Here is a 23,991-nt window from a genome sequence, read left to right on the forward strand (position 1 = left end):
GCGTGACAAGCGCGCACGGCCGCGTGACCGGCACAGGAAAGGGACAAGCATGGCGGATTTCAACACGATCGACGACCTCGACCTTGATGGAAAGGTGGTCCTGACCCGCGTGGACGTGAACGTGCCGGTCGAGAATGGTCAGGTGACCGATGCCACGCGGATCGAAAAGATCGTGCCTACGGTCAAGGATATCCAGGCCAAGGGCGGGATTCCGGTCCTGCTTGCGCATTTCGACCGCCCCAAGGGCAAGCGCGTCGATTCGATGAGCCTGAAGATCGTTGTTCCGGCGCTGGAAAAGGCGCTTGGCCAACCGGTGAAATTCGCCGACGAGGCCATTGGCGGGCCGGCGAAACGCGCCGTTTCGGAACTGCAGGCGGGCGATGTGCTGCTGCTTGAGAATACCCGCTTCTACCCCGGCGAAGAAGAGAACGACGCGACCTTTTCGGCCTCGCTCGCCGCGCTCGGCAGCGCCTATGTCAACGATGCCTTCTCGGCGGCGCATCGCGCGCATGCCTCGACCGAGGGCATCGCCCGTCTGCTGCCCGCCGCGGCAGGCCGGTTGATGGAGGCCGAGTTGAAGGCCCTCGACGCCGCCCTTGGCACGCCGCAGCGCCCGGTGACCGCAGTCGTCGGAGGGGCCAAGGTCTCGACCAAGCTCGACCTGCTGTCGAACCTCATCACCAAGGTTGACCATCTGGTGATCGGCGGCGGCATGGCCAATACATTCCTTGTCGCCAAGGGCATCGAGGTCGGCAAATCCCTCGCCGAGCGCGACATGGCCGACACCGCGCGCGAGATCCTTGCCAATGCCGAGGGCGCGGGCTGCACCATTCACCTGCCGGTCGATGTCGTCGTCGCACGCGAGTTCAAGGCTGGGGCCGAGAACGAGACCGTCGCCGCCGATGCCTGCCCCTCGGATGCGATGATCCTCGATGCGGGTCCCCAGACCGTGGCCGGCATCCGCGAGGTTTTTGAGGCCTCGCGCACGCTGATCTGGAACGGCCCCCTGGGCGCATTCGAGATCGCCCCCTTTGACGCCGCGACCAATGCGGCTGCGCAAGAGGCCGCGCGCCTGACCCGTGACGGGCGCCTGACCTCGGTCGCGGGCGGCGGCGATACCGTGGCGGCGCTGAACAAGGCGGGCGTGGCGGGCGACTTCACCTTCATCTCGACGGCGGGCGGGGCCTTTCTCGAATGGATGGAGGGCAAGGATCTGCCCGGCGTCGCGGCGCTGCAGAAACGCTGAGATCCGAGCGAGGGCCCTGCGGGGCCCTTTTCGTTGGGACTCGCTCGACGATGTTGCACAAATTATCCGAGGGCCGCCGCGCCCGCCCCAGTTGACGGCTTGGATCCGGTCCATGACGCCGCAGTCGCGCGGTCCGAGAAAGGGGGGGATGCGGATTTGGATTTCGGCGCTCTGACGGCGGAGTCCCGTGACATGTGCCGCTCGCCTAAGCGCTGGAGGCAGTTCATATGAATGGCCAATTCGGCGACCGTTTCGGATCATCGTGCTGCAAACCAGATCCTGTCCGGCGCGGACCTGAGCGACAGCGACGCAGCGCTGCGTTATGATCTGACCCACTCGTCCTGCGGTCGCGGCTTTGAGGTGGCGTCCGCGTGACCACGATCTGACTGCAAGCGCCATCTCAGTGGTTCCGCCTCAACGATCTTCGCCCTCCCCCGGATGATTGCCGAACAGACGGCGGGCGGATCGCGAGCGCGGGGAACTCTGATCTTTTCTTTTGCCCCAGTTGTGCAACGCACTTTGCCGCGCGACGCGGCAGATGTTCACGGAACTGCAAGCTTCGGACCTTAGGCAATGAAATGTCAGGCCTGTGTTAGCGCAACCCGAATTGCTCTCGGCGGTGGTTTTGCTAAGTCACGGCCAAACTGGATTGGAGTTTCAGATGCAAATGACCGATACTGTCCGCAAGATCCTCGCCAATTACGAAGGCGAGACCCCCGGCGTGAAAGCGCAACTGGCGCGCATGCTGATGACCGGCAAGCTTGCGGGCACCGGCAAGATGATCATCCTGCCCGTGGACCAGGGCTTCGAGCACGGCCCGGCGCGCAGCTTCGCTCCGAATATCGCGGGCTACGACCCCCATTACCACTACCAGCTGGCCATCGACGCAGGGCTTAACGCCTATGCCGCACCGCTGGGCATGATCGAGGCTGGCGCGGACACCTTCGCTGGTCAGATCCCGACCATCCTGAAAGTGAACTCGGCCAATTCGCTGATGTCGAACACTGCGGGCAAGAACCAGGCGATCACCGCTTCGGTCGATGACGCGCTGCGTCTGGGCTGCTCGGCCATCGGCTTCACCATCTATCCGGGTTCGGATCTGGCGCTCGACATGTTCGAAGAGATCGTCGAGATGCGCAAGGAAGCTGCCGCCAAGGGCGTCGCGACCGTGATCTGGTCCTATCCGCGTGGCGAGGCGATCACCAAGGACGGAGAAACCGCGATCGATGTCGCGGCCTATGCCGCCCAGATCGCTGCCCTGATCGGCGCCCATATCATCAAGATTAAGCTCTCGACCGACCACCTGATGCTGCCGGAAGCGAAGAAGGTCTACGAGGACAAGCAGATCGACATCGCGACCCAGGCCAAGCGCGTCGAGCATTGCATGCAGGCATCCTTCGCCGGCCGCCGCATCGTCGTCTTCTCGGGCGGCGCCGCGAAAGGTGCCGATGCCGTCTATGACGACGCCCGCGCGATCCGCGACGGCGGCGGCAATGGCTCGATCATCGGCCGCAACAGCTTCCAGCGCTCGCGCGAGGATGCGCTGGACATGCTGTCGAAGCTCGTCGACATCTATCTGGGCAAGGCCTGATCGCGGTCAGTGGGGGTTTCACACCCCCACACCCCCGTGGGATATTTCAGCAAGAAAGAAAGGGCGTCCGCCGGGCGCCCTTTTCCTTTTGGCCAGGAAAGCCTAGTTTCCGCCCGAATGAATGAAGGATGGGTGCATGTCGTTTTTCTCGAAACTGCGCGACCGGCTGACGCGGTCCTCGTCGAAGATCGGCGCGGGTCTGGATGATATCGTCTCGGAGGGTGCGGTCTCGGAGAATGTCGCAATGCCTGCCGAACCCGCCGCGCCTGCGCCTTTTGCACCCCCCGCGCCGGAGCCCGAGGCGCCACCAGCGCCCGAGCGGACAGCCCCCGCTGCGACCGAGCCTGCCCCTGAGCCTGTCACCGAGCCTGCCACCGCGCGTCCGGGCATCATGGGACGGCTCTTCGGCCGCTCGGGGGCAGAGGCCGAGCCGCGCCGCGAGCTTGACGATGCGATGCTGGAAGATCTCGAAGAGATGCTCATCCAATCCGATATGGGCGTCGAGACCGCCTTGCGCGTCACCGCCAATATCGCCCAGGGGCGGATGGGGCGTCGCGTCTCGGCCACCGAACTCAAGGAATTGCTGGCCGATGAGGTCGCGCGCATCATGACCCCGGTCGCCAAGCCCCTGCCGATCTATCCCAAGCGACCGCAGGTCGTGCTGGTCGTCGGCGTGAACGGCTCGGGCAAGACCACGACCATCGGCAAGCTCGCCAGCCAGTTCAAGGCGGCGGGCAAGAATGTCGTGATCGCGGCGGGCGACACGTTCCGCGCCGCGGCGGTCGAGCAGCTTCAGGTCTGGGGCAAGCGTGCCGGCGTGCCGGTGATGACCGCGCCCGAGGGCTCGGACCCCGCGAGCCTCGCCTTTGACGCCATGGTGCGGGCCGAGGCCGAGGGCGCGGATCTCTTGATGATCGACACTGCCGGGCGTCTGCAGAACCGTCAGGACCTGATGGAGGAGCTGGCCAAAATCGTCCGCGTCATCCGCAAGAAGGACCCCTCTGCCCCGCATAACACCCTGCTGGTGCTAGATGCGACCACCGGGCAGAATGCGCTGAGCCAGGTCGAAACCTTTCAGAAGCTCGCCGATGTCTCGGGGCTGGTGATGACCAAGCTCGACGGCACGGCGCGCGGCGGCGTGCTGGTCGCACTGGCCGACCGTTTCGGCCTGCCGATCCATGCCATCGGCGTGGGCGAGCAGATCGACGATCTGGACGCTTTCGACGCGCGCGAATTTGCGCGTGCGCTGGTGGGGCTCGGGGATTGATCGGAGAGGGCCGAGACGCGCGGCGTCACGGCCCGGTTCACGGCCTCACGGCTTCACGAGATGTGCATCGGTCTTGGTCGTTTCCTCGATCACGACATTGCCTTCGGCATCGGCGGCAGGCATCGACACGTCTTGCGGTGGCACGAAAGGCGCGGTGATTTCGGCCTTTTTCGATTTCTTGTCATAGATGCAGACAAAGCGATCCGCACCGCCATCGGGCAAAGTCGTGATCAAGAGCGCCGCGCCATAGCTTTCAGAGCCGAAGGGATTCACCTCGATCCCGGTCTCACCCTCGGTCGGGGCAAGGGCGGTGCAGGCCGTCTCGACCTCGGCCTGGAATTCCTTCCAAGCCTCATCGGTCGAACCCAAGGCCGGTGTCGCGGCAAGAGCAAGCAACAGAAGGGGCAGGCGCATTGTCGGTCTCCTTCGAAAGCTTCGACCCAACGCCCCTGCCCCATCCACGGTTTCTCGAGACCCGGAGCCTGGGGCCCACGATATTGCTTCATGCCGTTTCCTGGGGCTTGTGCTGGTCCGGACCCGCGCCGGTGGTGAACCTTTCCGGGGCTCAGACCCTTGACCGGTTTTCGCACCGGCGTCACCTTCTCATTGGTCGCGAGCGATGTTGTTCAGCGATCATGGCACCGAACCAAAGCAAACTCCGCAGGAAGCCAAGGCGCCCGATGGGCCCTGCCTTGCGGAACGGCCGACCGGCATCGGCGGGAACGGCGGAGCAGAACGCGCCCCGGGCCGCGGCGAATCCGGCAGGCGTGACCCGGCGGCCACGCCCCGCGCATTCGAGCGTCAAGATTGATGCCGAGAAAAGTGGACAAATAGAAAAGCGGAGGGCAAGGTTTTCCTAGAACTGGCTGGCAGGGGTTTGGATTTAATGCTCTTCATTCGCCGTTTCCGCTCACTTCCGACCCTTGTCCTGATTCTTACCGCTGCAGCGCTGCACGCACAGGAACCGGCCCCGCCTCCGGAAGTCCGGGCCCAGCAGGCCGCCTCCCGCGTCCTGCACCCGGCCTTTGAATATCCCGGATCGCTGGAATCGCTCGAAACGGCGTCGATCCGGCCACAGATCTCGGCGCGGATCATCGAGCGCAATGTCACTCCGGGCGAGACGGTCCGCAAAGGCGATGTGCTTTTCGTCCTGGACGACCGCGATTATGCGATTGCCGTCATGTCCGCCGAAGCAAGCGTTCGCCTCGCCCAGGCCACCCTTGGTCAGGCGCAGGCGGAATTTGAACGCTCCTCGGCGCTGGCCGATCGCGGCACGGCCTCGCAGCAGCAGCTTGATCTGGCGACCGCCACCCGCGACGCGGCGCAGGCCCAGCAGGCCATTGCCGAGGCCTCACTCGCCAAGGCGCGCAAGGATCTTGACGATACGAAGGTTCTTGCGCCTTTCGACGGGCGGATCAGCGCGGCGAGCAATGCCTCGGGGGATTATGTCACCCCGACGAATGAGCTGGCGCAGATTGTGCGTCTCGATCCCATCTATTCGCTGAGCTATATCAGCCAGCAGGCCTATAACACATTCATGCGCGCGCAGCAGCAGGTCGAGCAGGCCACGGGTCAGGTCGCCGGCATGGACCTGAAGATCGAACTGGCCGATCACGAGCTTTACCCGCATGAAGGCAAGTTCATCGGTTGGGATTTTCAGGCCGCCGCGACAACCGGATCAATCGCCGCGCGGGTCGAATTTCCCAATCCTGACGGTTTCCTGCTTCCCGGTGAGAATGTCACCGTCCATGGCCGTTCCCGGCTGGGGGTCGATGCCGTCCTGGTACCGCAACGCGCCGTGTCGCAGGACCAGCAGGGCCATTTCCTGATGCTCGTGGCCGAGGACGGCACGGTCGAGCGTCGCAATGTCGAGATGGGCATCCGCGACGGCACCGATTGGGTCGTGCGCGAGGGGCTGGAGGTCGGCGAGACATTCATCGTGGACGGGCTGCAAAAGGCAAGACCCGGACAGAAAGTGACCATCGCCCCCGCGGAACAGTGACGGTCGGGTAGACAGAACGGGGGACAGATATGGGACCGCAATTCTTCATCCGACGTCCGAAATTCGCCTTTGTCATCTCGATCATCATCACGCTCATGGGCCTTCTGGCCACGGTCGTGATGCCGATCGACCAGTTTCCGGACATCCAGTCGCCCAAGATCGTGGTGCGCGCCAATTTCCCGGGTGCCAGCGCCGCGACGGTGCGCGACACCGTGGCCGCCCCGATCGAGGCCGAGGTGAACGGTGCCGAGGGCATGGTCTATATGCAATCCACCTCGGCCGGCGATGGCAGCTATGTCCTGACCATCACCTTCGACATCGGGGTCGATGCGGATCTGGCTCAGGTCGATATCCAGAACCGTGTTGCGCTGGCCGAACCCAGCCTGCCGGCCGAGGTGCTGCAGCGCGGGCTGCGGGTGCGCAAGCGGTCCTCGGACATGCTGATGGTTGTGAACCTGATTTCCCCCGACGGCACGTTCGACGGCGTCTTCATGTCGAACTATGCCACGCTGAACGTGGTGGATGAATTGGCGCGGGTTCCCGGCGTGGGCGAGGCCAGCATCATCGGCCAGCAGGATTACGGCATGCGGATCTGGCTCAATCCGTTGCGCCTGACCGCCGAGGGCATCAGTGTCAACGAGGTCGTCGCCGCCATCAAGGAGCAGAACGCCGTCGCGGCGCTTGGCACTTTGGGCGCAGCGCCCAGCCCGGATGAGACACAGTTCCAATATGCCCTTACCACGACCTCGCGCCTCGTTTCGCCCGAGGAATTCGGAAATATCGTGCTGCGCGCAAATGCCTCGGGTTCCGTCCTGCGGCTCAAGGACGTGGCCCGCGTCGAACTGGGCGCGCAGACCTACAAGGCCAATGGCGAATTCAACAACCAGCCCTCGACCGTGCTTGCGATCTACAAGCTGTCGGACGCCAATTCGCTGGAGGTCGCCGAGGCGGTGCGCGCCAAGATCGAAGAGTTGAAAGCCGGTTTCCCCGAAGGGCTCGATTATCGCGTGGGCCATGACACCACCCTTTTCATCGAGGCCTCGCTGGAAGAGACGGTTCTGACGCTGATCTTTACCGTCATCCTCGTCATCGGCGTGACCTATTTGTTCCTCGGCAGCATTCGCGCGACGCTGATCCCCGCCATCGCTGTCCCTGTCTCTATCATCGGCACGCTGGCGGTGCTTTACGGCATCGGCCTGACCATCAATACGGTGACCCTATTCGCGCTGATCCTCGCCATCGGGGTCGTGGTCGACGATGCGATCATCGTGGTCGAGAACGTCGAGCGCATCATGCACCACGACCACCTGCCCGCGCGCGAGGCGACAAAGGCCGCGATGAAAGAGGTCGCCGCCCCCATCATCGCCACCTCGCTGGTTCTGGCCGCAGTCTTTGGTCCGACCATGCTCTTGCCGGGCATGACGGGGCGGATGTTCTCGGAATTCGGCACGACGCTGGTGGTGGCGGTGTTGATCTCTATGGTGAACGCCATGACGCTCAGCCCGGCACTTGCAGCCATCCTGATGAAGGAAGGCGGGCGGCCAAATATCGTGATCCGCGGCTTCAACTGGGGATTCGAGCGGCTCACCAATGGTTATGTCGCGCTGGTCAGCTGGCTCGGACGGCATGTGCTGATCAGCCTCGCGCTGATCGTGGGCCTGCTCGCGAGCCTTTACGTGCTGTTCACCACAGTGCCGCAAAGCTTCGTTCCGAACGAGGATCAGGGCTACTTCATCGTCGATGTGACCCTTCCCGCCGCCGCCTCGCTGAACCGGACCGAGCTGGTGATGGATCAGATCATCGAAGCCTTGCAAGAGGACGAGGCGGTCGAAAACGTCATCTCGGTCAATGGTTTCAGCGTTCTCAACAATACGCTGCAATCCAATACCGGCTTCGCCATCGCCAAGCTCAAGCCCTGGGAGGAACGCAAATCTCCCGAGATGCTGCAAAGCGCCGTGCAGCAAAGGTATCAAGCCCGGTTCCAGGGCTTTACCGAGGCAAATATCCTGGTCTTCAACGCCCCGCCCATTCCGGGCCTGGGCGCGATGGCGGGTTTTTCCTTCGTGCTCGAGGATACGCAAGGCCGCAGCGCTGATGAGATGGCCGAAATTGCCACCAGCTTCTCGGCCGCAGCCAGCGCGCGGCCCGAGATCCTGCGCGCCTTCAGCACCTTCAGCCCCGGTGCGCCGCAATTCGCGCTCGAAGTCGACCGGATCCGCGCCAAGACGTTGGGGGTGGCGGTCAGCGATGTCTATACGGCGCTTTCAGCGCTCTTCGGTCAGGCCTATATCAACGACTTCACCCTGTTCGGGCAGAGCTATCAGGTTTACCTGCAGGCCGACGCGCCCTATCGCCAGAAGGAAACCGATCTCAACCGGCTGACCGTCAAGAACAGCCGGGGCGAGATGGTCCCGCTGAACACTCTGGTCCAGGCGACTGACGGCCGCGGGCCCGAATTGCTGAACCGCTACAACACCTATAGCTCGGTCACGATCCAGGGCGTGCCGAATGCCGCGGCCGGCTTCAGCACGGGCGATGCGATGACCGCTCTGGAAGAGGTGGCTGCCCAGACCCTGCCGATGGGGATGCGCTACGAATGGACCGGCTCCAGCCTCGAAGAGCGCAAATCCGGCAATGCCGTGCCGATTGCACTGGCGCTTTCGCTGGTCTTTACCCTGCTTTTCCTCACCGCGCTCTACGAATCCTTCCTGACCCCCTTTGCCATCATCCTGTCCGTTCCCGTGGCGATGATCGGAGCTTTTGCGGCGCTGCTGATTGCCGGGCAGCCGATCAGCCTCTATGGCCAGATCGGTCTGTTGCTGCTGCTGGGCCTCGCGGCCAAGACCGCCATCCTGATCGTGGAGTTCGGCAAATCGCTGCGCGAACAGGAAAAGATGGGGGTCCAGGAAGCCATGGCCACCGCCGCAAGACTGCGCTTCCGTCCCGTGATGATGACCAGCGTGGCCTTTATCGCCGGTGTCTTTCCGCTGATCATCGCAAGCGGCGCGGGCGCGGCCAGCCGCGTCTCTCTGGGTCTGGCGGTCTTTGGCGGGACGATCATGATGGCCGTGATCGGAACGCTCTTCGTGCCGATCTTTTTCCGGCTGGTGCAGGCCCTGCGCGAGATCATCCACCGTGGCCCGACCAAGGCCCCGGAATAGGCGCTGGCGTCATCGCGCATCCAGAGATCCAAGGGTGACCGATCGACCTGCGCGGTCACCCGAGACAAGGCTGCGGGTCAGTTCGTGAAGTGTTGGGTTCAGTCCACCCTCACGACGGATCCACCACTCAAGCACCTGAAAATTGGGAAAAGTGGTGGGCGACCCTGGAATCGAACCAGGCATGGGTCTCCCCGGCGGAGTTACAGTCCGCTGCCGCACCTTGCAGCACGTCGCCCGCCGGATCGCTCTCGGCGTGGGGCGGTGATTACCCATAGCCGCCGGGGGCGTCAAGCGCGAAACAGCGAAAAAATGCATCCCCCCTGCCAAGTTTTCGCCGCAGCGTGAAAGGTTGCTTTTTTCCCCGAATTCTGCGCAACCCAAGATGAAAGCAAGGACGCATCATGGCCCAGAATCCGAACAAGACCAAGAAACCGACATGGGTGATCGACAAGGAACGCGCGCGCCGGGCGGCGGCCGCCGAGACGGTCTGGCTGTTTGGCCTTCATGCCGTCCGCGATGCCCTTGCCAACCCGGCCCGCGAAAAGCTGCGCCTTGTCGTGACACAGAACGCTCTGGACCGGCTGGGCGCATTGCCCGAGGGGATCTCGGCCGAGATCACCGATGCGCGGACCTTCGACCGCAGCGTGCCGCTGCCACCAGAAAGCGTGCATCAGGGCGCGGCGCTTGAAGTCAAGCCGCTGAAATGGGGCAAGCTTGCCGATATCGCCTTGTCCGGCCCCGGCCGACCTTTGCTGGTCGCGCTGGACCGTGTCACCGACCCGCATAATGTCGGCGCTATCCTGCGCTCGGCCGAGGTCTTTGGCGCAAGGGCGGTGATCGCTACCTCGCGCCACGCCGCCCCCGAAACCGGTGCGCTGGCCAAGACCGCCTCGGGCGCGCTGGAGCGGCAGCCCTATCTGCGGATCGGGAATCTCGCCGATGCCCTGATCGAGCTCAAGGACATGGGCTATACCGTGCTCGGCCTTGACGGGACCGGCGAGGAGGAATTGCCCGAGGCGCTCGAGGCCCTGCCCGGCCGTCCGCTCTGCGTCGTCCTGGGCTCCGAAGGGCCGGGACTGCGTGAACGCACGCGCGAGACCTGTGACAAGATCGTCCGCATTCCCTTTGCCGCGGATTTCGGCTCGCTGAACGTGTCGAACGCGGCGGCGGTGGCACTCTACGCCGCCTCACGGATCCGCGCCTGACAATCACATCGCCGGTAGGCCCGCGCCCGGCCGGTTGAAATGCGGAGGGCGATTTGCGACATGCATCGCAGATCCCCCATTGCCCTGCCCCGCCCCATGCACCGCCTTTTCGCCTTCATTCTGCTGATCCTTGCCGCGCCGGGTCTGGCCGTGGCTCAGGACTGGGCTCTGGACGGGATCGACCCGGTTGCCTATGGGCAGGCCGATGCCGCGGTCCCCGGGCGCAGCGATATCGTGACATTATGGCGGGGCAAGGTCTGGCATTTTTCTTCGGAACGGAACCGGGACACGTTCGAGGCCAATCCCCGATCCTTTGCGCCGGGTTTCGGCGGCCTTTGCGTCGAGGCCCTGTCCGAGGGTCGCCGCGAGCCGGGCAATCCGCGCCTCTTCGCGATCATCGGACAGCGCACCTATCTGGTGCGCTCCGAAGCCGCGCAACGCCGGCTGTTGGCCGATCCCAAAGGGGTGCTGATGCGCGCCAAAGCCCGCTGGTTGAGGCTCAACCCCTGAATTCTCACTTTTTCGCGAGAGGTGTGGAACTTTTCGGCCACAGTGGTCATTTATTTCATGAACGTGAGCACGGAACGCTCATGTTCAGATCACTGTCCCTCGTTCCGCGACTTGCGCCCGGCCACACTGGACCGGGCGCTTTTTCTATGCGACCTTAGGTTGAGATCTGGGGGAGGATCAGATGCAGTTTGCCATATTGCGCGACATCGGCAGCACGCCGATGGACGATGACATTGCTCGAGTCGCCCGCGAGACCCGCTGCATTGCCATGGTCGGCTTGTCACCGAATGAACTGCGCCCCGCCTGGGGCGTGGCCCGCTTTCTGAAATCGCAGGGTTTTCGGGTGATTCCGGTCAATCCGCATCATGCGGGGACCTATCTGCTTGACGAGCTGGTCTATCCGGATCTGGCCTCGATCCCGGATGAGGCGCAGGTGGATATGGTGGATATCTTTCGCCGCGCCGAGGCGGTTCCGGCCATTGTGGATGAGTCGCTCGCGAGCCTGCGTCATCTGCGCACGATCTGGCTGCAACTGGGCATCCACCATTTTGCCGCCGCAGAACGTGCGCGTGCCCGGGGGCTCACGGTGATCGAGGATCGTTGCCCGAAAATCGAGTTTCCTCGGTTCCTGTAACGAAAAACCCCGGTCGCATCCCTGCGTCCGGGGTCTTCTTCTGCGCGGATGGGCCACGCATCGGAAATTCCAGTTCAGAAGCCGGTATAGAGGCCTTCGTAGATCGGGCCGAGCGTATCGACCTCGAAGAGCGAACTGACCGAAGTGCCGTTCCAGATATTCAGGATGGCCTGCGCAAACATCGGCGCGGTCGGCACGATGCGAATATTCGCGGCCGCCTTGACCTTGTCGGTCGGCTCGATCGAATCCGTGATGACCAGCGATTTCATCACCGATTTCTGTACGCGCTCGACGGCGGGACCGGACAGGACGCCATGGGTGATATAGGCATGGACCTCGACCGCGCCATGCTCGGTCAGGACTTGGGCGGCCTTGCACAGCGTGCCTGCGGTGTCGCAGATGTCGTCGACGATGATACAGGTCTTGCCGGTCACGTCGCCGATCACGGTCATCTCGGCAATCTCGCCGGGCTTCTCGCGGCGCTTGTCGACGATTGCCAAGGGCGCGCCGATGCGCTGCGCCAGATCGCGGGCGCGGGCCACGCCGCCCACATCGGGCGAGATCACCATCAGGTCGGACAGCTTGTCCTTGAAATGATGCAGGATATCCAGCGCGAAGACCGGCGCGGCATAGAGGTTGTCCACCGGAATGTCGAAGAAGCCCTGAATCTGCGCGGCATGCAGGTCGAGCGTCAGCACGCGGTCGACACCGGCCTCGGTCAGCAGGTTCGCGACAAGCTTGGCGCTGATCGGGGTGCGGGCTTTCGCGCGGCGGTCCTGACGGGCATAGCCGAAATAGGGGATGACGGCGGTGATGCGCTGCGCCGACGAGCGCTTCAGCGCGTCGGTCATGATCAGCAGTTCCATCAGGTTGTCATTGGCCGGGTTCGAGGTCGACTGGACGATGAACATGTCCTCGCCGCGGACGTTCTCATAGACCTCGACGAAGATTTCCTGATCGTTGAAGCGCTCGACGCGGGCTTCGATCGGGGCGACATTCATGCCGCGATGCATCGACATGCGACGAGCGATGGAATTGGCCAGAGGCCGGTTCGCATTGCCCGCAATCAACTTGGGTTCGGTCATGGCCGGCATGGCTTGCTCCGTCTGGATTTGGCTGTAAGGGTGCTGGATTCGCAAGATTGCGCACCGCTTATCACCGCGTTAGCTTGCCCGCAAACCCCGGAGGCGAACTTATGGCGCATATCGACTATTACTTTGGGACGCAAAGCCCCTGGACCTATCTTGCTGGCGATCGGCTCGAGGAAATCGCCGCGCGGCACGCTGCGACGATCACCTACAAGCCGCTTGATCTGCTGCAGCTTTTCGACCGCACCGGGGGCATCCGCCCGGCCAACCGCCATGCCTCGCGGATGGAATACCGCATCCAGGAACTACGCCGCTGGGCGGATCACCTTCAGATGCCGCTGAACCTCAAGCCCGCCTTCTGGCCGGTGAACCCGGCACCGTCCTCTTACGCGGTCATCGCCGCGCAGAAGACGGGCGGGGGCGATCTGGCCGGGCTTGTGCAAAGCTTTGTCCGCGCCTGCTGGGCCGAGGAAAAGAACATCGCCGATGACGAGGTGATCCGCGCCTGTCTTTCGGCGGCCGGTTTCGATCCGGCCTTGGCCGATAGCGGGCTTTTCATCGGCGCGCAGGTCTATGAGCGGAACCTCGAAGAAGCGGTCGAGGCCGGGGCCTTCGGCGCGCCCTTCTATGTCGTGCGCGAAACCGGCGAGCGCTTCTGGGGTCAGGACCGTCTGGATTTCCTCGACCGCCATCTCACCAAGATCTGAGCCATGACACATTCCCGAACCTGGCGCGGGCGCGAGGATCGCCCGGCACTGGCGCTGCATTGCATGATGGGAAATGCGAGCTACTGGCGCCCCATTGCCGCCGAACTCGAGGATCTCGTGCAGATCACCGCCCCGGATATGCCGGGCCACGGGCCTGCCCCGGCCTGGCATGCCGGAGATCTGGACTATCATACCGTCGTGACGCGCCAGACCGCCGCGCTGATCAATCGCCCGCTCGACCTGATCGGGCATAGTTTCGGCGCGACCGTCGCCTTGCGCATCGCCGTCGGCGCGCCCGAAGCGGTGCGCAGCCTCACCCTGATCGAACCGGTGCTTTTCGCCGCGACCGACGCCCCGGAGAATGCCGCCCAACTGGCCGAGATCCGTGGGCTGGTCGCCGCCGGACAAGCGACCGAGGCGACACGTCAGTTTCTGGATATCTGGGGCGGGCTCGACTGGGCCTCGCAAACGCCGGCCAGCCAGGAAAGGCTGACGCGCCAGATCGCGCTGGTCGTCGAGGGAAATGACACGCTGTTGCATGACAGTGCCCGCATCCTGCGCGAGGGCGGGCTCGAATCCATCGACGCGCCGGTGCTTCTGGTGATGGGCGAGCACTCGCCCCCGGTCATCCCGGCCATTGCCGAGGCTTTGGCCGAACGCCTTGCCGATGTCGGGCGCGCGACAATCGAGGGCGCCGGGCATATGCTGCCCATCACCCACCCTGCCCAGCTGGCTGGGCTGATCCGGCTCAACCTGGAACGCGCCTGAATTCAGCCGGCATCGAAATCCTCAAGGTATCGCACGGGACCGATGGCCATCCAGCTGGCCCGAGCCCGCGCGACCCGGGTATCGCCCCAGGTGCGGAATTCCACGACGAAGCCCTCGGTGGTGACATCCGTGGCGCGCAGATCGACGCGCTGATTGGCATTCACCGCGATATCCCACATCACCAGCGAGAGATGCACCGCAGGCGGCTCGGCGAAAGGCTCGTCAAATCTGACCTCGCTGCGCTCAAGACGCGGCCCATGGCCGGTCCACATGGGCTGGCCCTCTTCAAAGGCAGAAAACAGATCGAGCGCGCCATTGGCGACGCCCACCGAGAAATGATCGAATCGGCGCAAGCGGGGCCCCCCTGCCGCCTATAAAAAAGGTCGTTCAAAATGGAGTAAAGCCCCGGAATTTCCGGAGCTTTAGAGATCTCAGGTCATTATGCGCCCGTCAGTGCGGAAAGTTGGACTGGTTCGGGTCCAGACCGATATGGGTGCCAAGGGCCTCCATGTCGGCCAGCAGTTTGACGGCTGCGGCGACGACCTCTTCGCCAACCGAGGAACGCTCTTGAGCGACTTTCACCTGACGTTGGGCCTGAGCCATCATGTCATTGAAGATGTCTTGCGTCATTTCGGCGCGCGGCAGGCCACGCTCGGCCAGAAGGGTGACGGATTCGCCGTTGATCTCGGCGAAACCGCCGGTCACCGCGAATTCCGTGTCCGACCCGTCAGCCTTGACCACGGTCACCAGACCGGGGCGCAGGTTGACGATGGCCGGCGCATGGCCGGGCATCGCCGTCAGGTCGCCTTCGGCGCCGGGCAGGCGCACCTCGCGCACGGGAACGGAAAGCAGGTTCCGTTCCGGCGAGACGAGGTCGAACTGCATCGTGTCGGCCATGTCGCCCCCTTACGCCGCGTCAGCAGCGAGACGCTGAGCTTTGGCTTTCACATCCTCGATGCCGCCGACCATGTAGAAGGCCGCTTCCGGCAGGTGGTCATACTCGCCGTTGACGACAGCCTTGAACGACTTGATCGTGTCTTCCAGCGGAACCTGGACGCCGTCCGAACCGGTGAAGACTTTCGCCACGTCGAAGGGCTGCGACAGGAAGCGCTGGATCTTCCGGGCGCGGGCCACGGTCAGCTTGTCCTCTTCCGACAGTTCGTCCATGCCGAGAATGGCGATGATGTCCTGCAGCGACTTGTATTTCTGCAGGATACCTTGGACCGAACGCGCGGTGTTGTAATGCTCTTCGCCGACGACGGCCGGATCGAGAATACGCGAGTTCGAGTCGAGCGGGTCAACGGCCGGGTAGATGCCCAGTTCCGAGATCGCACGCGACAGAACGGTGGTTGCGTCGAGGTGGGCGAAGGTCGTTGCCGGAGCCGGGTCGGTCAAGTCGTCGGCCGGAACGTAGACGGCCTGGATCGAGGTGATCGAGCCGTTCTTGGTCGAGGTGATGCGTTCCTGCATCGCGCCCATGTCGGTGGCCAGCGTCGGCTGGTAGCCCACGGCGGACGGGATGCGGCCCAAGAGCGCCGACACTTCCGAACCAGCTTGGGTGAAACGGAAGATGTTGTCGACGAAGAACAGAACGTCGGTACCGGTGGAGTCGCGGAACTGTTCGGCGATGGTCAGACCGGTCAGCGCGACGCGCATACGGGCTCCCGGAGGCTCGTTCATCTGACCGTAAACCAGAGCCACCTGCGATTCCGACAGGTTGTCCGGCTTGATGACGCCCGATTCAACCATCTCGTGATACAGGTCGTTGCCCTCACGGGTCCGTTCGCCAACGCCCGCGAACACCGAGTAACCCGAGTGCACTTTCGCGATGTTGTTGATCAGTTCCATGATCAGAACGGTCTTGCCGACGCCTGCGCCGCCGAACAGGCCGATCTTGCCGCCCTTCGAATACGGAGCCAGCAGGTCGATGACCTTGATGCCGGTGACGAGGATTTCCGAAGCGGTCGCCTGCGCGGCGAATTCGGGCGCCGGCTGGTGGATCGCACGCTTCTCGGTGACGGCCAGCGCTGCACCTTCGTCAACGGGCTCGCCGACGACGTTCAGGATGCGGCCCAGCGTCACGTCGCCCACCGGAACGGTGATCGGCTCGCCAAGATCCTTGACCGCCAGACCACGGACCAGACCTTCGGTCGCGTCCATGGCGATGGTGCGGACGGTGTTTTCGCCGAGGTGCTGGGCAACTTCCAGAACCAGACGCTTGCCGTTGTTCTCGGTTTCAAGAGCGTTCAGAATCGCGGGAAGGTGACCGTCGAACTGCACGTCCACGACGGCGCCGATCACCTGCGTGATTTTACCTTTGGCCTCTGCCATGTGTTTACCTCTACGTGTCAGAGCGCCTCGGCGCCCGAGATGATTTCAATCAGTTCCTTGGTGATCGCAGCCTGACGCGAGCGGTTGTACTCGGTGGTCAGGCGATCGATCATGTCGCCCGCGTTGCGCGTGGCGTTGTCCATTGCGCTCATCCGCGCGCCCTGCTCCGAGGCCGCGTTCTCCAGCAGCGCCGCGAAGACCTGGGTTGCCACCGAACGGGGCAGCAGGTCGTTCAGGATCGCGCCTTCGTCCGGCTCGTAGTCGTAAAGCGACGAGGCACCGGCCTCGGCAGTCTCTTCGACGACGGCGGGGATGATCTGCCGGGCAGTCGGAACCTGGCTGATGACGGATTCGAACCGGTTGTAGAACAGCGTGGCGACATCGAACTGACCGCCCTCGAACCGCTCGAGGATCTCGTCCGCGATGGAACGCGCATTGTCATAGCCGATGCGCTTCACTTCGCTGAGATCGACGTGATGGACGAAAAGCTCGCCATATTCACGCTTGAGCTGCTCGCGGCCCTTCTTGCCCACGGTCAGGATGGCGACCTCTTTGCCCTGAGCGCGAAGCTCGATCAGGCGGGTGCGGGCCAGCTTGACGATGGACGAGTTGAACCCGCCCGCAAGCCCGCGCTCCGAGGTCAGCACCACCAGCAGGTGGCGACGGTCGTCGCCGGTCCCTGCCAAGAGGCGCGGTGCCGCGTCCGAGCCGGCCGCCGAAGCGGTCAACTCGGCCATGACAGCGGCCATCCGGTCAGCATAGGGACGCGCAGCCTCCGCCGCTTCCTGCGCGCGGCGCAGTTTCGCGGCGGCGACCATTTGCATCGCCTTGGTGATCTTGCGCGTGTTTTTGACGCTGCCGATCCGGTTCTTTAGGTCCTTGAGGCTGGGCATCTATCCCTCCCTCAGGCGTAGGTCTTGGCGTAGCCGTCCAGCGCTGCCTTGATCGCATCCTCCAGTTCGCCCGCGATCTTGCGGTCGTTCCGGGTCATGTCATCAAGCAGATCAGCTTTCTGGTTGCGCAGGTACTGAAGCAGGCCCGCTTCCCATTTCGTCACCTCGGCGACCGGAACAGTGTCCAGATAGCCTTTGGTGCCGGCATAGATGACGATGACGATCTCGGCGGTCGTCAGCGGCGAGTATTGCGGCTGTTTCATCAGCTCGGTCAGGCGCGCACCGCGGTTCAGCAGCTTCTGGGTCGCGGCGTCGAGGTCCGAGCCGAACTGAGCAAAGGCTGCCATTTCGCGATACTGGGCCAGTTCCAGTTTCACCGGACCCGCGACCGATTTCATCGCCTTGGTCTGAGCGGCCGAGCCAACGCGCGATACCGACAGACCGGTGTTCACGGCCGGGCGGATGCCCTGGAAGAACAGGTCGGTTTCAAGGAAGATCTGGCCATCGGTGATCGAGATCACGTTGGTCGGGATATAGGCCGAAACGTCGCCCGCCTGGGTTTCGATGATCGGCAGAGCGGTCAGCGAGCCAGCGCCATTGTCTTCGTTCAGCTTGGCCGAACGCTCGAGCAGGCGCGAGTGCAGGTAGAAAACGTCGCCCGGATAGGCTTCACGTCCCGGCGGACGGCGCAGCAGCAGCGACATCTGACGGTAGGCGACGGCTTGCTTGGACAGGTCATCATAGATGATCAGGGCGTCCATGCCGTTGTCGCGGAAATATTCGCCGATCGCGGTCGCCGAATAGGGCGCGAGATATTGCATCGGAGCCGGGTCCGAAGCGGTCGCAGCGACGACGGTCGTGTAGGCCATCGCGCCGGTTTCTTCGAGCTTTTTCACCAGCTGGGCGACGGTCGAACGCTTCTGACCCACGGCGACGTAGATGCAGTGCAGCGTCTTCATGCCATCGGCTTCGCGGCCGTTGTAGTTCGCTTGGTTCAGGATGGTGTCCAGAGCGATCGCGGTCTTGCCGGTCTGACGGTCACCGATGATCAGCTCGCGCTGGCCACGGCCGACCGGGATCATGGCGTCGACGGATTTCAGGCCGGTCGCCATCGGTTCGTGAACCGATTTGCGCGGCATGATGCCCGGAGCCTTGACGTCTGCGACGCGGCGCTCGGTCGAGTCGAGCGGGCCTTTGCCGTCGATCGGGTTGCCAAGGGCGTCGACGACGCGGCCCAGCAGGCCCTTGCCGACCGGCACTTCCACGATGGCGCCGGTGCGCTTGACGGTGTCGCCTTCCTTGATCGAACGGTCGTCGCCGAAGATCACGACGCCGACGTTGTCGGTTTCAAGGTTCAGCACCATGCCGCGGATGCCACCCGGGAATTCAACCATCTCGCCGGCCTGGACTTTGTCCAGACCATAGACGCGGGCGATACCATCACCGACGGACAGGACCTGTCCGACTTCGGCCACCTCGGCGTCCTGACCGAAATTCTTGATCTGATCCTTGAGGATGGCCGAAATTTCGGCTGCCTGGATTCCCATTATCCGACCTCTTTCATAGCATTCTGGAGGGAGGCGAGCTTCGAGCGGATCGAGCTGTCGATCATCTGCGAGCCCAGTTTTACGATCATGCCGCCGATGAGGCTCTCATCGACGCGCGCGTTCAGTTTGATTTTCTTGCCCGATTTGCTGGCGAGCGTGTCGGCCAGACGGGTCTTCTGTTCTTCGGTCAGCTCTTGGGCGCTGAGCACATCGGCGGTCATCTCGCCACGCGCATCGGCGATCAGGCCTTTGAGCTTGGCGATGAATTGGGGCAGCGTGAAAAGCCGGCGGTTCTTGGCCAGCAAGCGCAGCGTATTGGTCAGCTCGACCGACAGACCCATGCGCGAGGCCAGCGCGGAAATCGCGGCCTCCTGCGCATTGCGGTCATAAAGCGGCGAGACGGTCAGATCGCGAAGATCCGCGCTTTCACCATAGGCGGCAGCCAGGTCGTCGATTTGCGTGGACAGGGCGTCGAGACCCGAATCCTTCACCAGATCGAAAAGGGCCTGTGCATAACGCCCGGCGATATCAGCGGAAATCGAAGCGGAATTGGCCACGGTCATCCTTCCGGTTTGCGCAAGCTCCGCTGGCGGGCCTGTCCTTTGGCTTGGGACAGGTCAGTCACGGAGCGCGGGTCAATGGGCTTCTCAGGCCGTGCCCGGCCGCAAGTCTCCCGAAAAATCTGCCGCGTCATTAGCAGGTGATTTCCCGTGCCGCAACTGCATTGCACACGGAATTGCGAGGGAGTGCGCCCTAGGTCTGATGACCTTGCGGCGTTTGAAAAGACGATTGCGCTAACGCGCGCGGCTGCGGGCTTTTGAAGGCCCTAGGCTAAATATTCAATTGCCCGGACCGGGCTGCGCACCCCCTGACCGCGCGGTTTTGCCGCTGCCCGCCGGTTTGGGCCGGGCGATGCCTTCCAGCACGTCCAGAGGGCTTGGCACGCTGACCCGTCGGAGCCTGCCGACCGGGGCCGGAACCTGCTTGGAGAATTCGCTGATGACCACCCCCGCGACGAGAACCTGGCTGATCCTTGCCCCGGCGCGCTCCCACATCTGGGCGCTGCGCAGCCAGAAGCGGCGATCCGAGGGCGGGATGTAGAGCGCCGCTCCGGTCCGCTCGGCGACAAAGCCCGCACTGCGCGCGAGCGCCTCAAGCTGCCCCGCGGTATAGCTGCGCCCGAAACCGAAGGGCGTCGCATCCGAGCGCGCCCAGAGCCCCGCGCGGTTCGTCGCCATCACCAGCATCCGACCGCCCGGCCCCAGCACGCGCCATGCCTCGGACAAGACCGCCTGCGAATGGCCCGCATTCTCGACCGCATGAAGCAGAACCAGCCGGTCGACGCTGCCCGTATCCAGCGGCCAGGAGGTTTCCTCGCTCAGCACCGAGCAATTCGGCAGGCCCGGCGGCCAGGCCATGACCCCCTGCGCGCCGGGCATCAGGCTGATGACGCGTCTCGCCCGCGCCAGATAGGGCCGAAGCAGCGGTGCCGCGAAGCCATAGCCCAGAACCGTCATGCCCAAGGCCTGCTCGGGCGGCCAAAGCTCGGTCAGGCGATCGCGCAGCACCTTCTGAACCACCCGGCCCAAGGCCCGGTTGTAATAGAATTTTCGCAACTCGATGACGTCCTGATACATTGCACCCCGCCTCTTGTCGGGTCAGACTGCGGCAAAGCAAGGGAATTGCCAATGCCGCTGGAACTCGTCCCCATCCGTTGTCTGACAGACAATTTCGCCTGGCTCGTGCATGGCAATGGCCAGACCGCGCTGATCGACGCGCCGGAAGCCGCGCCGATCCTGGCCGAGCTTGCGGCGCGCGGCTGGTCGCTCGACCTGATCGCGCTGACGCATCACCATGACGATCACATTCAGGCCGTGCCCGATCTGGTCGCCATGACCGGGGCAAAGGTCATGGGCAATGCCGATGACGCCGCGCGACTTCCGCCACTCGACATTTCCACCCGCCCCGGCGAGACCGTGACGATCTGCGGCGAAGAGGCGGCGGTGATCGACGTTTCCGGGCATACGATCGGCCACGTCGCCTATCACCTGCCGGGCTCTAAGATGGCCTTCACCGCCGATAGCCTGATGGCGATCGGATGCGGACGGCTCTTCGAGGGAACGCCGGAAATGATGTGGGAAAGCCTCTCGCGCCTCAATGCCCTGCCCGGCGAGACACTGATCTGCTCGGGCCATGACTATTGCCGGGGCAATGGCGCATTCGCCCTTTCGATCGAGCCCGGCAATGATGCATTGAGGCAACGGCTGGCCGAGACCGCCGCCGGAAACCGGATCTGCGCCCGTGCCACGCTGGATGAGGAACGCGCGACCAATCCGTTCCTCCGCATCGCGGAATTGCGCGAGGCGCTTGCGATGGGTTCGGCCGATGATGTCGCTGTTTTTGCTGAAATTCGCGCGCGAAAGGACAGGTTCTGAGCATTTCGCCGCATTGCAGCAAGGAAATTCTTGCATCTCGTATCCCGGATCGTCGCGGTGACGGACCGCGTGCTGCCCTGCTTGAAATTCCGGCAAGCGGCAATCACATCTCATTCAACCATCGGAGTTTCGGCGGAAGCCAAGGCAGATACCGCTTGAATTGCGCGAGATTCCACCAATTCTTTATGTATCGTGACAGTCTGGTCAGGTGGACCGCCTTGCGTGGCCCATACCGCCAGCCGACTGACAGGAGCTGAATCGTGCCGTCCTTTTCGAACACTTTGGAACAGGCAATCCATTCCGCGCTGGCTTTGGCCAATGAGCATCGTCATGAACTCGCCACGCTCGAGCATCTGCTGCTCGCGCTGACCGATGAGCCTGACGCAGTCAAGGTGATGCGCGCCTGCAACGTCGATCTGGACGAATTGCGCCGCATGCTCGTCGAATTCATCGAGGACGACCTTTCCACGCTCATCACCGATGTCGAAGGCTCCGAAGCCGTACCGACCGCCGCCTTCCAGCGCGTGATCCAGCGCGCGGCGATCCATGTCCAGTCCTCGGGCCGGACCGAGGTGACGGGCGCGAATGTGCTGGTGGCGATCTTTGCCGAGCGCGAGTCGAACGCCGCCTTCTTCCTGCAGGAACTGGACATGACCCGTTACGACGCGGTCAATTTCATCGCCCATGGCGTGGCCAAGAACCCGTCCTTTTCCGAGAACCGGACGGTGCAGGGGGCCGAGCATCCCGAAGAGGCGCAGACCGAGCAGCCGGCCTCGAAGGATGAATCCGCGCTGTCGAAATATTGCGTCAACCTGAACAAGAAGGCATCTAAGGGCGATGTCGACCCGCTGATCGGCCGCGCCGACGAGGTCGAGCGCTGCATTCAGGTTCTCTGCCGCCGCCGCAAGAACAACCCGCTGCTGGTCGGCGATCCCGGCGTCGGCAAGACCGCCATCGCCGAGGGGCTGGCGCTGAAAATCACCCGAGGCGAGACGCCTGACGTGCTGGCTGGTTCCACCATCTTCTCGCTCGACATGGGCGCGCTGTTGGCCGGGACCCGCTATCGCGGCGATTTCGAGGAACGCCTGAAGGCCGTCGTCAAAGAGCTTGAGGATCACCCCGACGCGATCCTCTTCATCGACGAGATCCATACCGTGATCGGCGCGGGCGCGACCTCGGGCGGCGCGATGGATGCCTCGAACCTGCTGAAACCGGCTTTGTCGGGCGGCAAGCTGCGCTGCATGGGCTCGACGACTTATAAAGAGTTCCGCCAGCATTTCGAGAAAGACCGCGCCCTGTCCCGTCGCTTCCAGAAGATCGACGTGAACGAGCCGACCGTGCCCGACACGATCAAGATCCTGATGGGCCTGAAGCCCAGCTTCGAGAAGCATCACGATCTGCGCTATACCAATGATGCGATCCGCATGGCAGTCGAGCTTTCGGCGCGCTACATCCATGACCGCAAGCTGCCCGACAAGGCCATCGACGTGATCGATGAGGCCGGTGCCGCCCAGCATCTGGTTTCGGAAAGCAAGCGTCGCAAGACCATCGGCCCGAAAGAGATCGAAGCCGTCGTCGCCAAGATCGCCCGCATCCCCCCGAAAAGCGTCTCCAAGGACGATGCGGCGGTGCTGAAGGATCTCGAGGCCACGCTTAAGCGTCTGGTGTTTGGTCAGGATGCCGCGATCGAGGCGCTATCCTCGTCGATCAAGCTGGCGCGTGCGGGCCTGCGCGAGCCCGAAAAACCCATCGGCAACTATCTCTTCGCGGGTCCGACCGGAGTCGGCAAGACCGAGGTGGCCAAGCAACTCGCCTCGACTCTGGGCGTCGAACTGCTGCGCTTCGACATGTCGGAATACATGGAGAAGCACGCGGTCAGCCGCCTGATCGGTGCGCCTCCAGGCTATGTCGGCTTTGATCAGGGTGGACTCCTGACTGACGGCGTGGACCAGCACCCGCATTGCGTGCTGCTGCTCGACGAGATCGAAAAGGCGCATCCGGACGTCTATAATATCCTGTTGCAGGTGATGGATAACGGCAAGCTGACCGACCATAACGGGCGTCAGGTCGATTTCCGCAATGTGATCCTGATCATGACCTCGAATGCGGGCGCTGCCGATCAGGCCAAGGCCGCCTTCGGCTTTGGTCGCGACCGTCGCGAGGGCGAGGATACCGCCGCCATCGAACGCACCTTCACGCCCGAGTTCCGCAACCGTCTGGATGCGGTGATCAGCTTCGCGCCCCTCTCGCGCGAGATCATCGTGCAGGTGGTCGAGAAGTTCGTTCTGCAACTGGAAGCCCAGCTGATCGACCGTGGCGTCCATATCGAACTGACCTCCGAGGCCGCGCATTGGCTGGCTGAAAAGGGCTATGACGACAAGATGGGCGCGCGTCCGCTGGGCCGCGTCATTCAGGAAACGATCAAGAAGCCGCTGGCCGAGGAACTTCTCTTCGGTCGCCTCACCAAAGGCGGCGTGGTCCGCGTCCGGATCGAAGAGGACAAGCCCGTCTTCGACATTACCGGCCCCGAGACCCCGCGCATCAGCAAGTCAAAGCCGCCGCTTCTGACGGCGGATTGATCCGGCAAGTTCGACACGAAAGGCGGC

Annotated in this window: 21 protein-coding genes and 1 tRNA gene; 12 read left to right on the plus strand and 10 right to left on the minus strand. The window is 63.4% G+C overall.

Annotation, left to right across the window (positions count from 1 at the left end; translation table 11 throughout):
• Positions 1–49: 49 nt before the first annotated feature.
• From ESZ60_RS07180 to ftsY, 3 genes are all read left to right on the plus strand, one after another.
• On the plus strand, positions 50–1,246 hold the full coding sequence (locus tag ESZ60_RS07180; protein WP_134679739.1) for a phosphoglycerate kinase: 1,197 nt from the start codon (positions 50–52) through the stop codon (positions 1,244–1,246).
• Between the two features lie 661 nt (positions 1,247–1,907).
• On the plus strand, positions 1,908–2,837 hold the full coding sequence (locus tag ESZ60_RS07185; RefSeq protein ID WP_134679740.1) for a class I fructose-bisphosphate aldolase: 930 nt from the start codon (positions 1,908–1,910) through the stop codon (positions 2,835–2,837).
• Between the two features lie 136 nt (positions 2,838–2,973).
• Complete coding sequence (gene ftsY / locus ESZ60_RS07190) at positions 2,974–4,104, plus strand: signal recognition particle-docking protein FtsY (protein WP_134679741.1); 1,131 nt, start codon at positions 2,974–2,976, stop codon at positions 4,102–4,104.
• Between the two features lie 45 nt (positions 4,105–4,149).
• On the opposite strand, the gene ESZ60_RS07195 is transcribed toward ftsY, so the two are convergent.
• Positions 4,150–4,518 (minus strand): hypothetical protein, encoded by a 369-nt coding sequence (locus tag ESZ60_RS07195; protein WP_134679742.1) that lies wholly within the window; start codon positions 4,516–4,518, stop codon positions 4,150–4,152.
• 472 nt (positions 4,519–4,990) lie between these two features.
• On the opposite strand from ESZ60_RS07195, the gene ESZ60_RS07200 reads away from it, so the two are divergent.
• Together ESZ60_RS07200 and ESZ60_RS07205 are read left to right on the plus strand one after the other, a co-directional pair.
• Positions 4,991–6,106, plus strand: coding sequence for an efflux RND transporter periplasmic adaptor subunit (locus ESZ60_RS07200; protein WP_134679743.1), 1,116 nt, complete (start codon positions 4,991–4,993; stop codon positions 6,104–6,106).
• A 29-nt stretch (positions 6,107–6,135) separates the two neighbouring features.
• A complete protein-coding gene (locus ESZ60_RS07205; RefSeq protein ID WP_134679744.1) occupies positions 6,136–9,267 on the plus strand; it encodes an efflux RND transporter permease subunit in 3,132 nt (1,043 codons plus the stop codon).
• A 152-nt stretch (positions 9,268–9,419) separates the two neighbouring features.
• On the opposite strand, the gene ESZ60_RS07210 is transcribed toward ESZ60_RS07205, so the two are convergent.
• A tRNA-Tyr gene (locus ESZ60_RS07210) sits at positions 9,420–9,503 on the minus strand.
• A 165-nt stretch (positions 9,504–9,668) separates the two neighbouring features.
• Between ESZ60_RS07210 and rlmB the strand changes: the two genes are divergently transcribed.
• From rlmB to ESZ60_RS07225, 3 genes are all read left to right on the plus strand, one after another.
• The gene (rlmB, locus tag ESZ60_RS07215; RefSeq protein WP_134679745.1) at positions 9,669–10,472 is read left to right on the plus strand and encodes a 23S rRNA (guanosine(2251)-2'-O)-methyltransferase RlmB; all 804 of its coding nucleotides are present in this window, start codon (positions 9,669–9,671) and stop codon (positions 10,470–10,472) included.
• Positions 10,473–10,532: 60 nt separating this feature from the next.
• Positions 10,533–10,982, plus strand: a complete 450-nt coding sequence (locus tag ESZ60_RS07220) for a YHS domain-containing (seleno)protein (RefSeq protein ID WP_245155607.1) — start codon at positions 10,533–10,535, stop codon at positions 10,980–10,982.
• A 181-nt stretch (positions 10,983–11,163) separates the two neighbouring features.
• Positions 11,164–11,616 (plus strand): CoA-binding protein, encoded by a 453-nt coding sequence (locus ESZ60_RS07225; RefSeq protein ID WP_134679746.1) that lies wholly within the window; start codon positions 11,164–11,166, stop codon positions 11,614–11,616.
• 74 nt (positions 11,617–11,690) lie between these two features.
• Here the strand turns inward: ESZ60_RS07225 and ESZ60_RS07230 are convergent, their stop codons facing one another.
• Entirely contained in the window at positions 11,691–12,710 is a 1,020-nt protein-coding gene (locus tag ESZ60_RS07230; RefSeq protein WP_134679747.1) for a ribose-phosphate pyrophosphokinase, read from the minus strand.
• A gap of 101 nt (positions 12,711–12,811) precedes the next feature.
• Here ESZ60_RS07230 and ESZ60_RS07235 point away from each other — a divergent pair, with 101 nt between their 5' ends.
• Both ESZ60_RS07235 and ESZ60_RS07240 read left to right on the plus strand, forming a co-directional pair.
• A complete protein-coding gene (locus tag ESZ60_RS07235; protein ID WP_134679748.1) occupies positions 12,812–13,411 on the plus strand; it encodes a 2-hydroxychromene-2-carboxylate isomerase in 600 nt (199 codons plus the stop codon).
• A 3-nt stretch (positions 13,412–13,414) separates the two neighbouring features.
• On the plus strand, positions 13,415–14,179 hold the full coding sequence (locus tag ESZ60_RS07240; RefSeq protein ID WP_134679749.1) for an alpha/beta fold hydrolase: 765 nt from the start codon (positions 13,415–13,417) through the stop codon (positions 14,177–14,179).
• A gap of 2 nt (positions 14,180–14,181) precedes the next feature.
• Here the strand turns inward: ESZ60_RS07240 and ESZ60_RS07245 are convergent, their stop codons facing one another.
• From ESZ60_RS07245 to ESZ60_RS07275, 7 genes are all read right to left on the minus strand, one after another.
• Positions 14,182–14,532, minus strand: a complete 351-nt coding sequence (locus tag ESZ60_RS07245; RefSeq protein WP_245155608.1) for an H-type lectin domain-containing protein — start codon at positions 14,530–14,532, stop codon at positions 14,182–14,184.
• Between the two features lie 97 nt (positions 14,533–14,629).
• Positions 14,630–15,076 (minus strand): F0F1 ATP synthase subunit epsilon, encoded by a 447-nt coding sequence (locus ESZ60_RS07250; protein WP_134679750.1) that lies wholly within the window; start codon positions 15,074–15,076, stop codon positions 14,630–14,632.
• A 9-nt stretch (positions 15,077–15,085) separates the two neighbouring features.
• A complete protein-coding gene (atpD, locus tag ESZ60_RS07255) occupies positions 15,086–16,510 on the minus strand; it encodes a F0F1 ATP synthase subunit beta (RefSeq protein ID WP_134679751.1) in 1,425 nt (474 codons plus the stop codon).
• A 17-nt stretch (positions 16,511–16,527) separates the two neighbouring features.
• Positions 16,528–17,403 carry a F0F1 ATP synthase subunit gamma gene (locus ESZ60_RS07260; protein ID WP_134679752.1) on the minus strand — a complete coding sequence of 292 codons (876 nt, stop codon included), beginning with the start codon at positions 17,401–17,403 and terminating at the stop codon, positions 16,528–16,530.
• Between the two features lie 11 nt (positions 17,404–17,414).
• On the minus strand, positions 17,415–18,950 hold the full coding sequence (gene atpA / locus ESZ60_RS07265; protein WP_134679753.1) for a F0F1 ATP synthase subunit alpha: 1,536 nt from the start codon (positions 18,948–18,950) through the stop codon (positions 17,415–17,417).
• Positions 18,950–19,513 carry a F0F1 ATP synthase subunit delta gene (locus tag ESZ60_RS07270; RefSeq protein ID WP_134679754.1) on the minus strand — a complete coding sequence of 188 codons (564 nt, stop codon included), beginning with the start codon at positions 19,511–19,513 and terminating at the stop codon, positions 18,950–18,952. The genes atpA and ESZ60_RS07270 overlap by 1 nt, the downstream gene beginning before the upstream one ends.
• Positions 19,514–19,789: 276 nt before the next feature.
• Positions 19,790–20,587, minus strand: a complete 798-nt coding sequence (locus ESZ60_RS07275) for a class I SAM-dependent methyltransferase (RefSeq protein ID WP_134679755.1) — start codon at positions 20,585–20,587, stop codon at positions 19,790–19,792.
• A gap of 51 nt (positions 20,588–20,638) precedes the next feature.
• On the opposite strand from ESZ60_RS07275, the gene gloB reads away from it, so the two are divergent.
• Positions 20,639–21,385 carry a hydroxyacylglutathione hydrolase gene (gloB, locus tag ESZ60_RS07280; protein ID WP_134679756.1) on the plus strand — a complete coding sequence of 249 codons (747 nt, stop codon included), beginning with the start codon at positions 20,639–20,641 and terminating at the stop codon, positions 21,383–21,385.
• Positions 21,386–21,645: 260 nt separating this feature from the next.
• A complete protein-coding gene (gene clpA / locus ESZ60_RS07285) occupies positions 21,646–23,964 on the plus strand; it encodes an ATP-dependent Clp protease ATP-binding subunit ClpA (RefSeq protein WP_134679757.1) in 2,319 nt (772 codons plus the stop codon).
• Positions 23,965–23,991: the final 27 nt, after the last annotated feature.

The sequence above is a fragment of the Paracoccus ravus genome (assembly GCF_004522175.1).
GTDB lineage: Bacteria > Pseudomonadota > Alphaproteobacteria > Rhodobacterales > Rhodobacteraceae > Paracoccus > Paracoccus ravus.

Bases quoted from the DNA above. Each gene is read 5' to 3' on its own strand.
- ESZ60_RS07260 (WP_134679752.1), bottom strand. From the start codon at position 17,403: ATGCCCAGCCTCAAGGACCTAAAGAACCGGATCGGCAGCGTCAAAAAC.
- ESZ60_RS07205 (WP_134679744.1), top strand. From the start codon at position 6,136: ATGGGACCGCAATTCTTCATCCGACGTCCGAAATTCGCCTTTGTCATC.
- ESZ60_RS07220 (WP_245155607.1), top strand. From the start codon at position 10,533: ATGCATCGCAGATCCCCCATTGCCCTGCCCCGCCCCATGCACCGCCTT.
- ESZ60_RS07180 (WP_134679739.1), top strand. From the start codon at position 50: ATGGCGGATTTCAACACGATCGACGACCTCGACCTTGATGGAAAGGTG.
- ESZ60_RS07200 (WP_134679743.1), top strand. From the start codon at position 4,991: ATGCTCTTCATTCGCCGTTTCCGCTCACTTCCGACCCTTGTCCTGATT.
- ESZ60_RS07270 (WP_134679754.1), bottom strand. From the start codon at position 19,513: ATGACCGTGGCCAATTCCGCTTCGATTTCCGCTGATATCGCCGGGCGT.
- rlmB (WP_134679745.1), top strand. From the start codon at position 9,669: ATGGCCCAGAATCCGAACAAGACCAAGAAACCGACATGGGTGATCGAC.
- atpA (WP_134679753.1), bottom strand. From the start codon at position 18,950: ATGGGAATCCAGGCAGCCGAAATTTCGGCCATCCTCAAGGATCAGATC.
- gloB (WP_134679756.1), top strand. From the start codon at position 20,639: ATGCCGCTGGAACTCGTCCCCATCCGTTGTCTGACAGACAATTTCGCC.
- ESZ60_RS07235 (WP_134679748.1), top strand. From the start codon at position 12,812: ATGGCGCATATCGACTATTACTTTGGGACGCAAAGCCCCTGGACCTAT.
- ESZ60_RS07195 (WP_134679742.1), bottom strand. From the start codon at position 4,518: ATGCGCCTGCCCCTTCTGTTGCTTGCTCTTGCCGCGACACCGGCCTTG.
- atpD (WP_134679751.1), bottom strand. From the start codon at position 16,510: ATGGCAGAGGCCAAAGGTAAAATCACGCAGGTGATCGGCGCCGTCGTG.
- ESZ60_RS07230 (WP_134679747.1), bottom strand. From the start codon at position 12,710: ATGCCGGCCATGACCGAACCCAAGTTGATTGCGGGCAATGCGAACCGG.
- ESZ60_RS07240 (WP_134679749.1), top strand. From the start codon at position 13,415: ATGACACATTCCCGAACCTGGCGCGGGCGCGAGGATCGCCCGGCACTG.
- ESZ60_RS07225 (WP_134679746.1), top strand. From the start codon at position 11,164: ATGCAGTTTGCCATATTGCGCGACATCGGCAGCACGCCGATGGACGAT.
- ESZ60_RS07250 (WP_134679750.1), bottom strand. From the start codon at position 15,076: ATGGCCGACACGATGCAGTTCGACCTCGTCTCGCCGGAACGGAACCTG.
- ESZ60_RS07275 (WP_134679755.1), bottom strand. From the start codon at position 20,587: ATGTATCAGGACGTCATCGAGTTGCGAAAATTCTATTACAACCGGGCC.
- ESZ60_RS07185 (WP_134679740.1), top strand. From the start codon at position 1,908: ATGCAAATGACCGATACTGTCCGCAAGATCCTCGCCAATTACGAAGGC.
- ftsY (WP_134679741.1), top strand. From the start codon at position 2,974: ATGTCGTTTTTCTCGAAACTGCGCGACCGGCTGACGCGGTCCTCGTCG.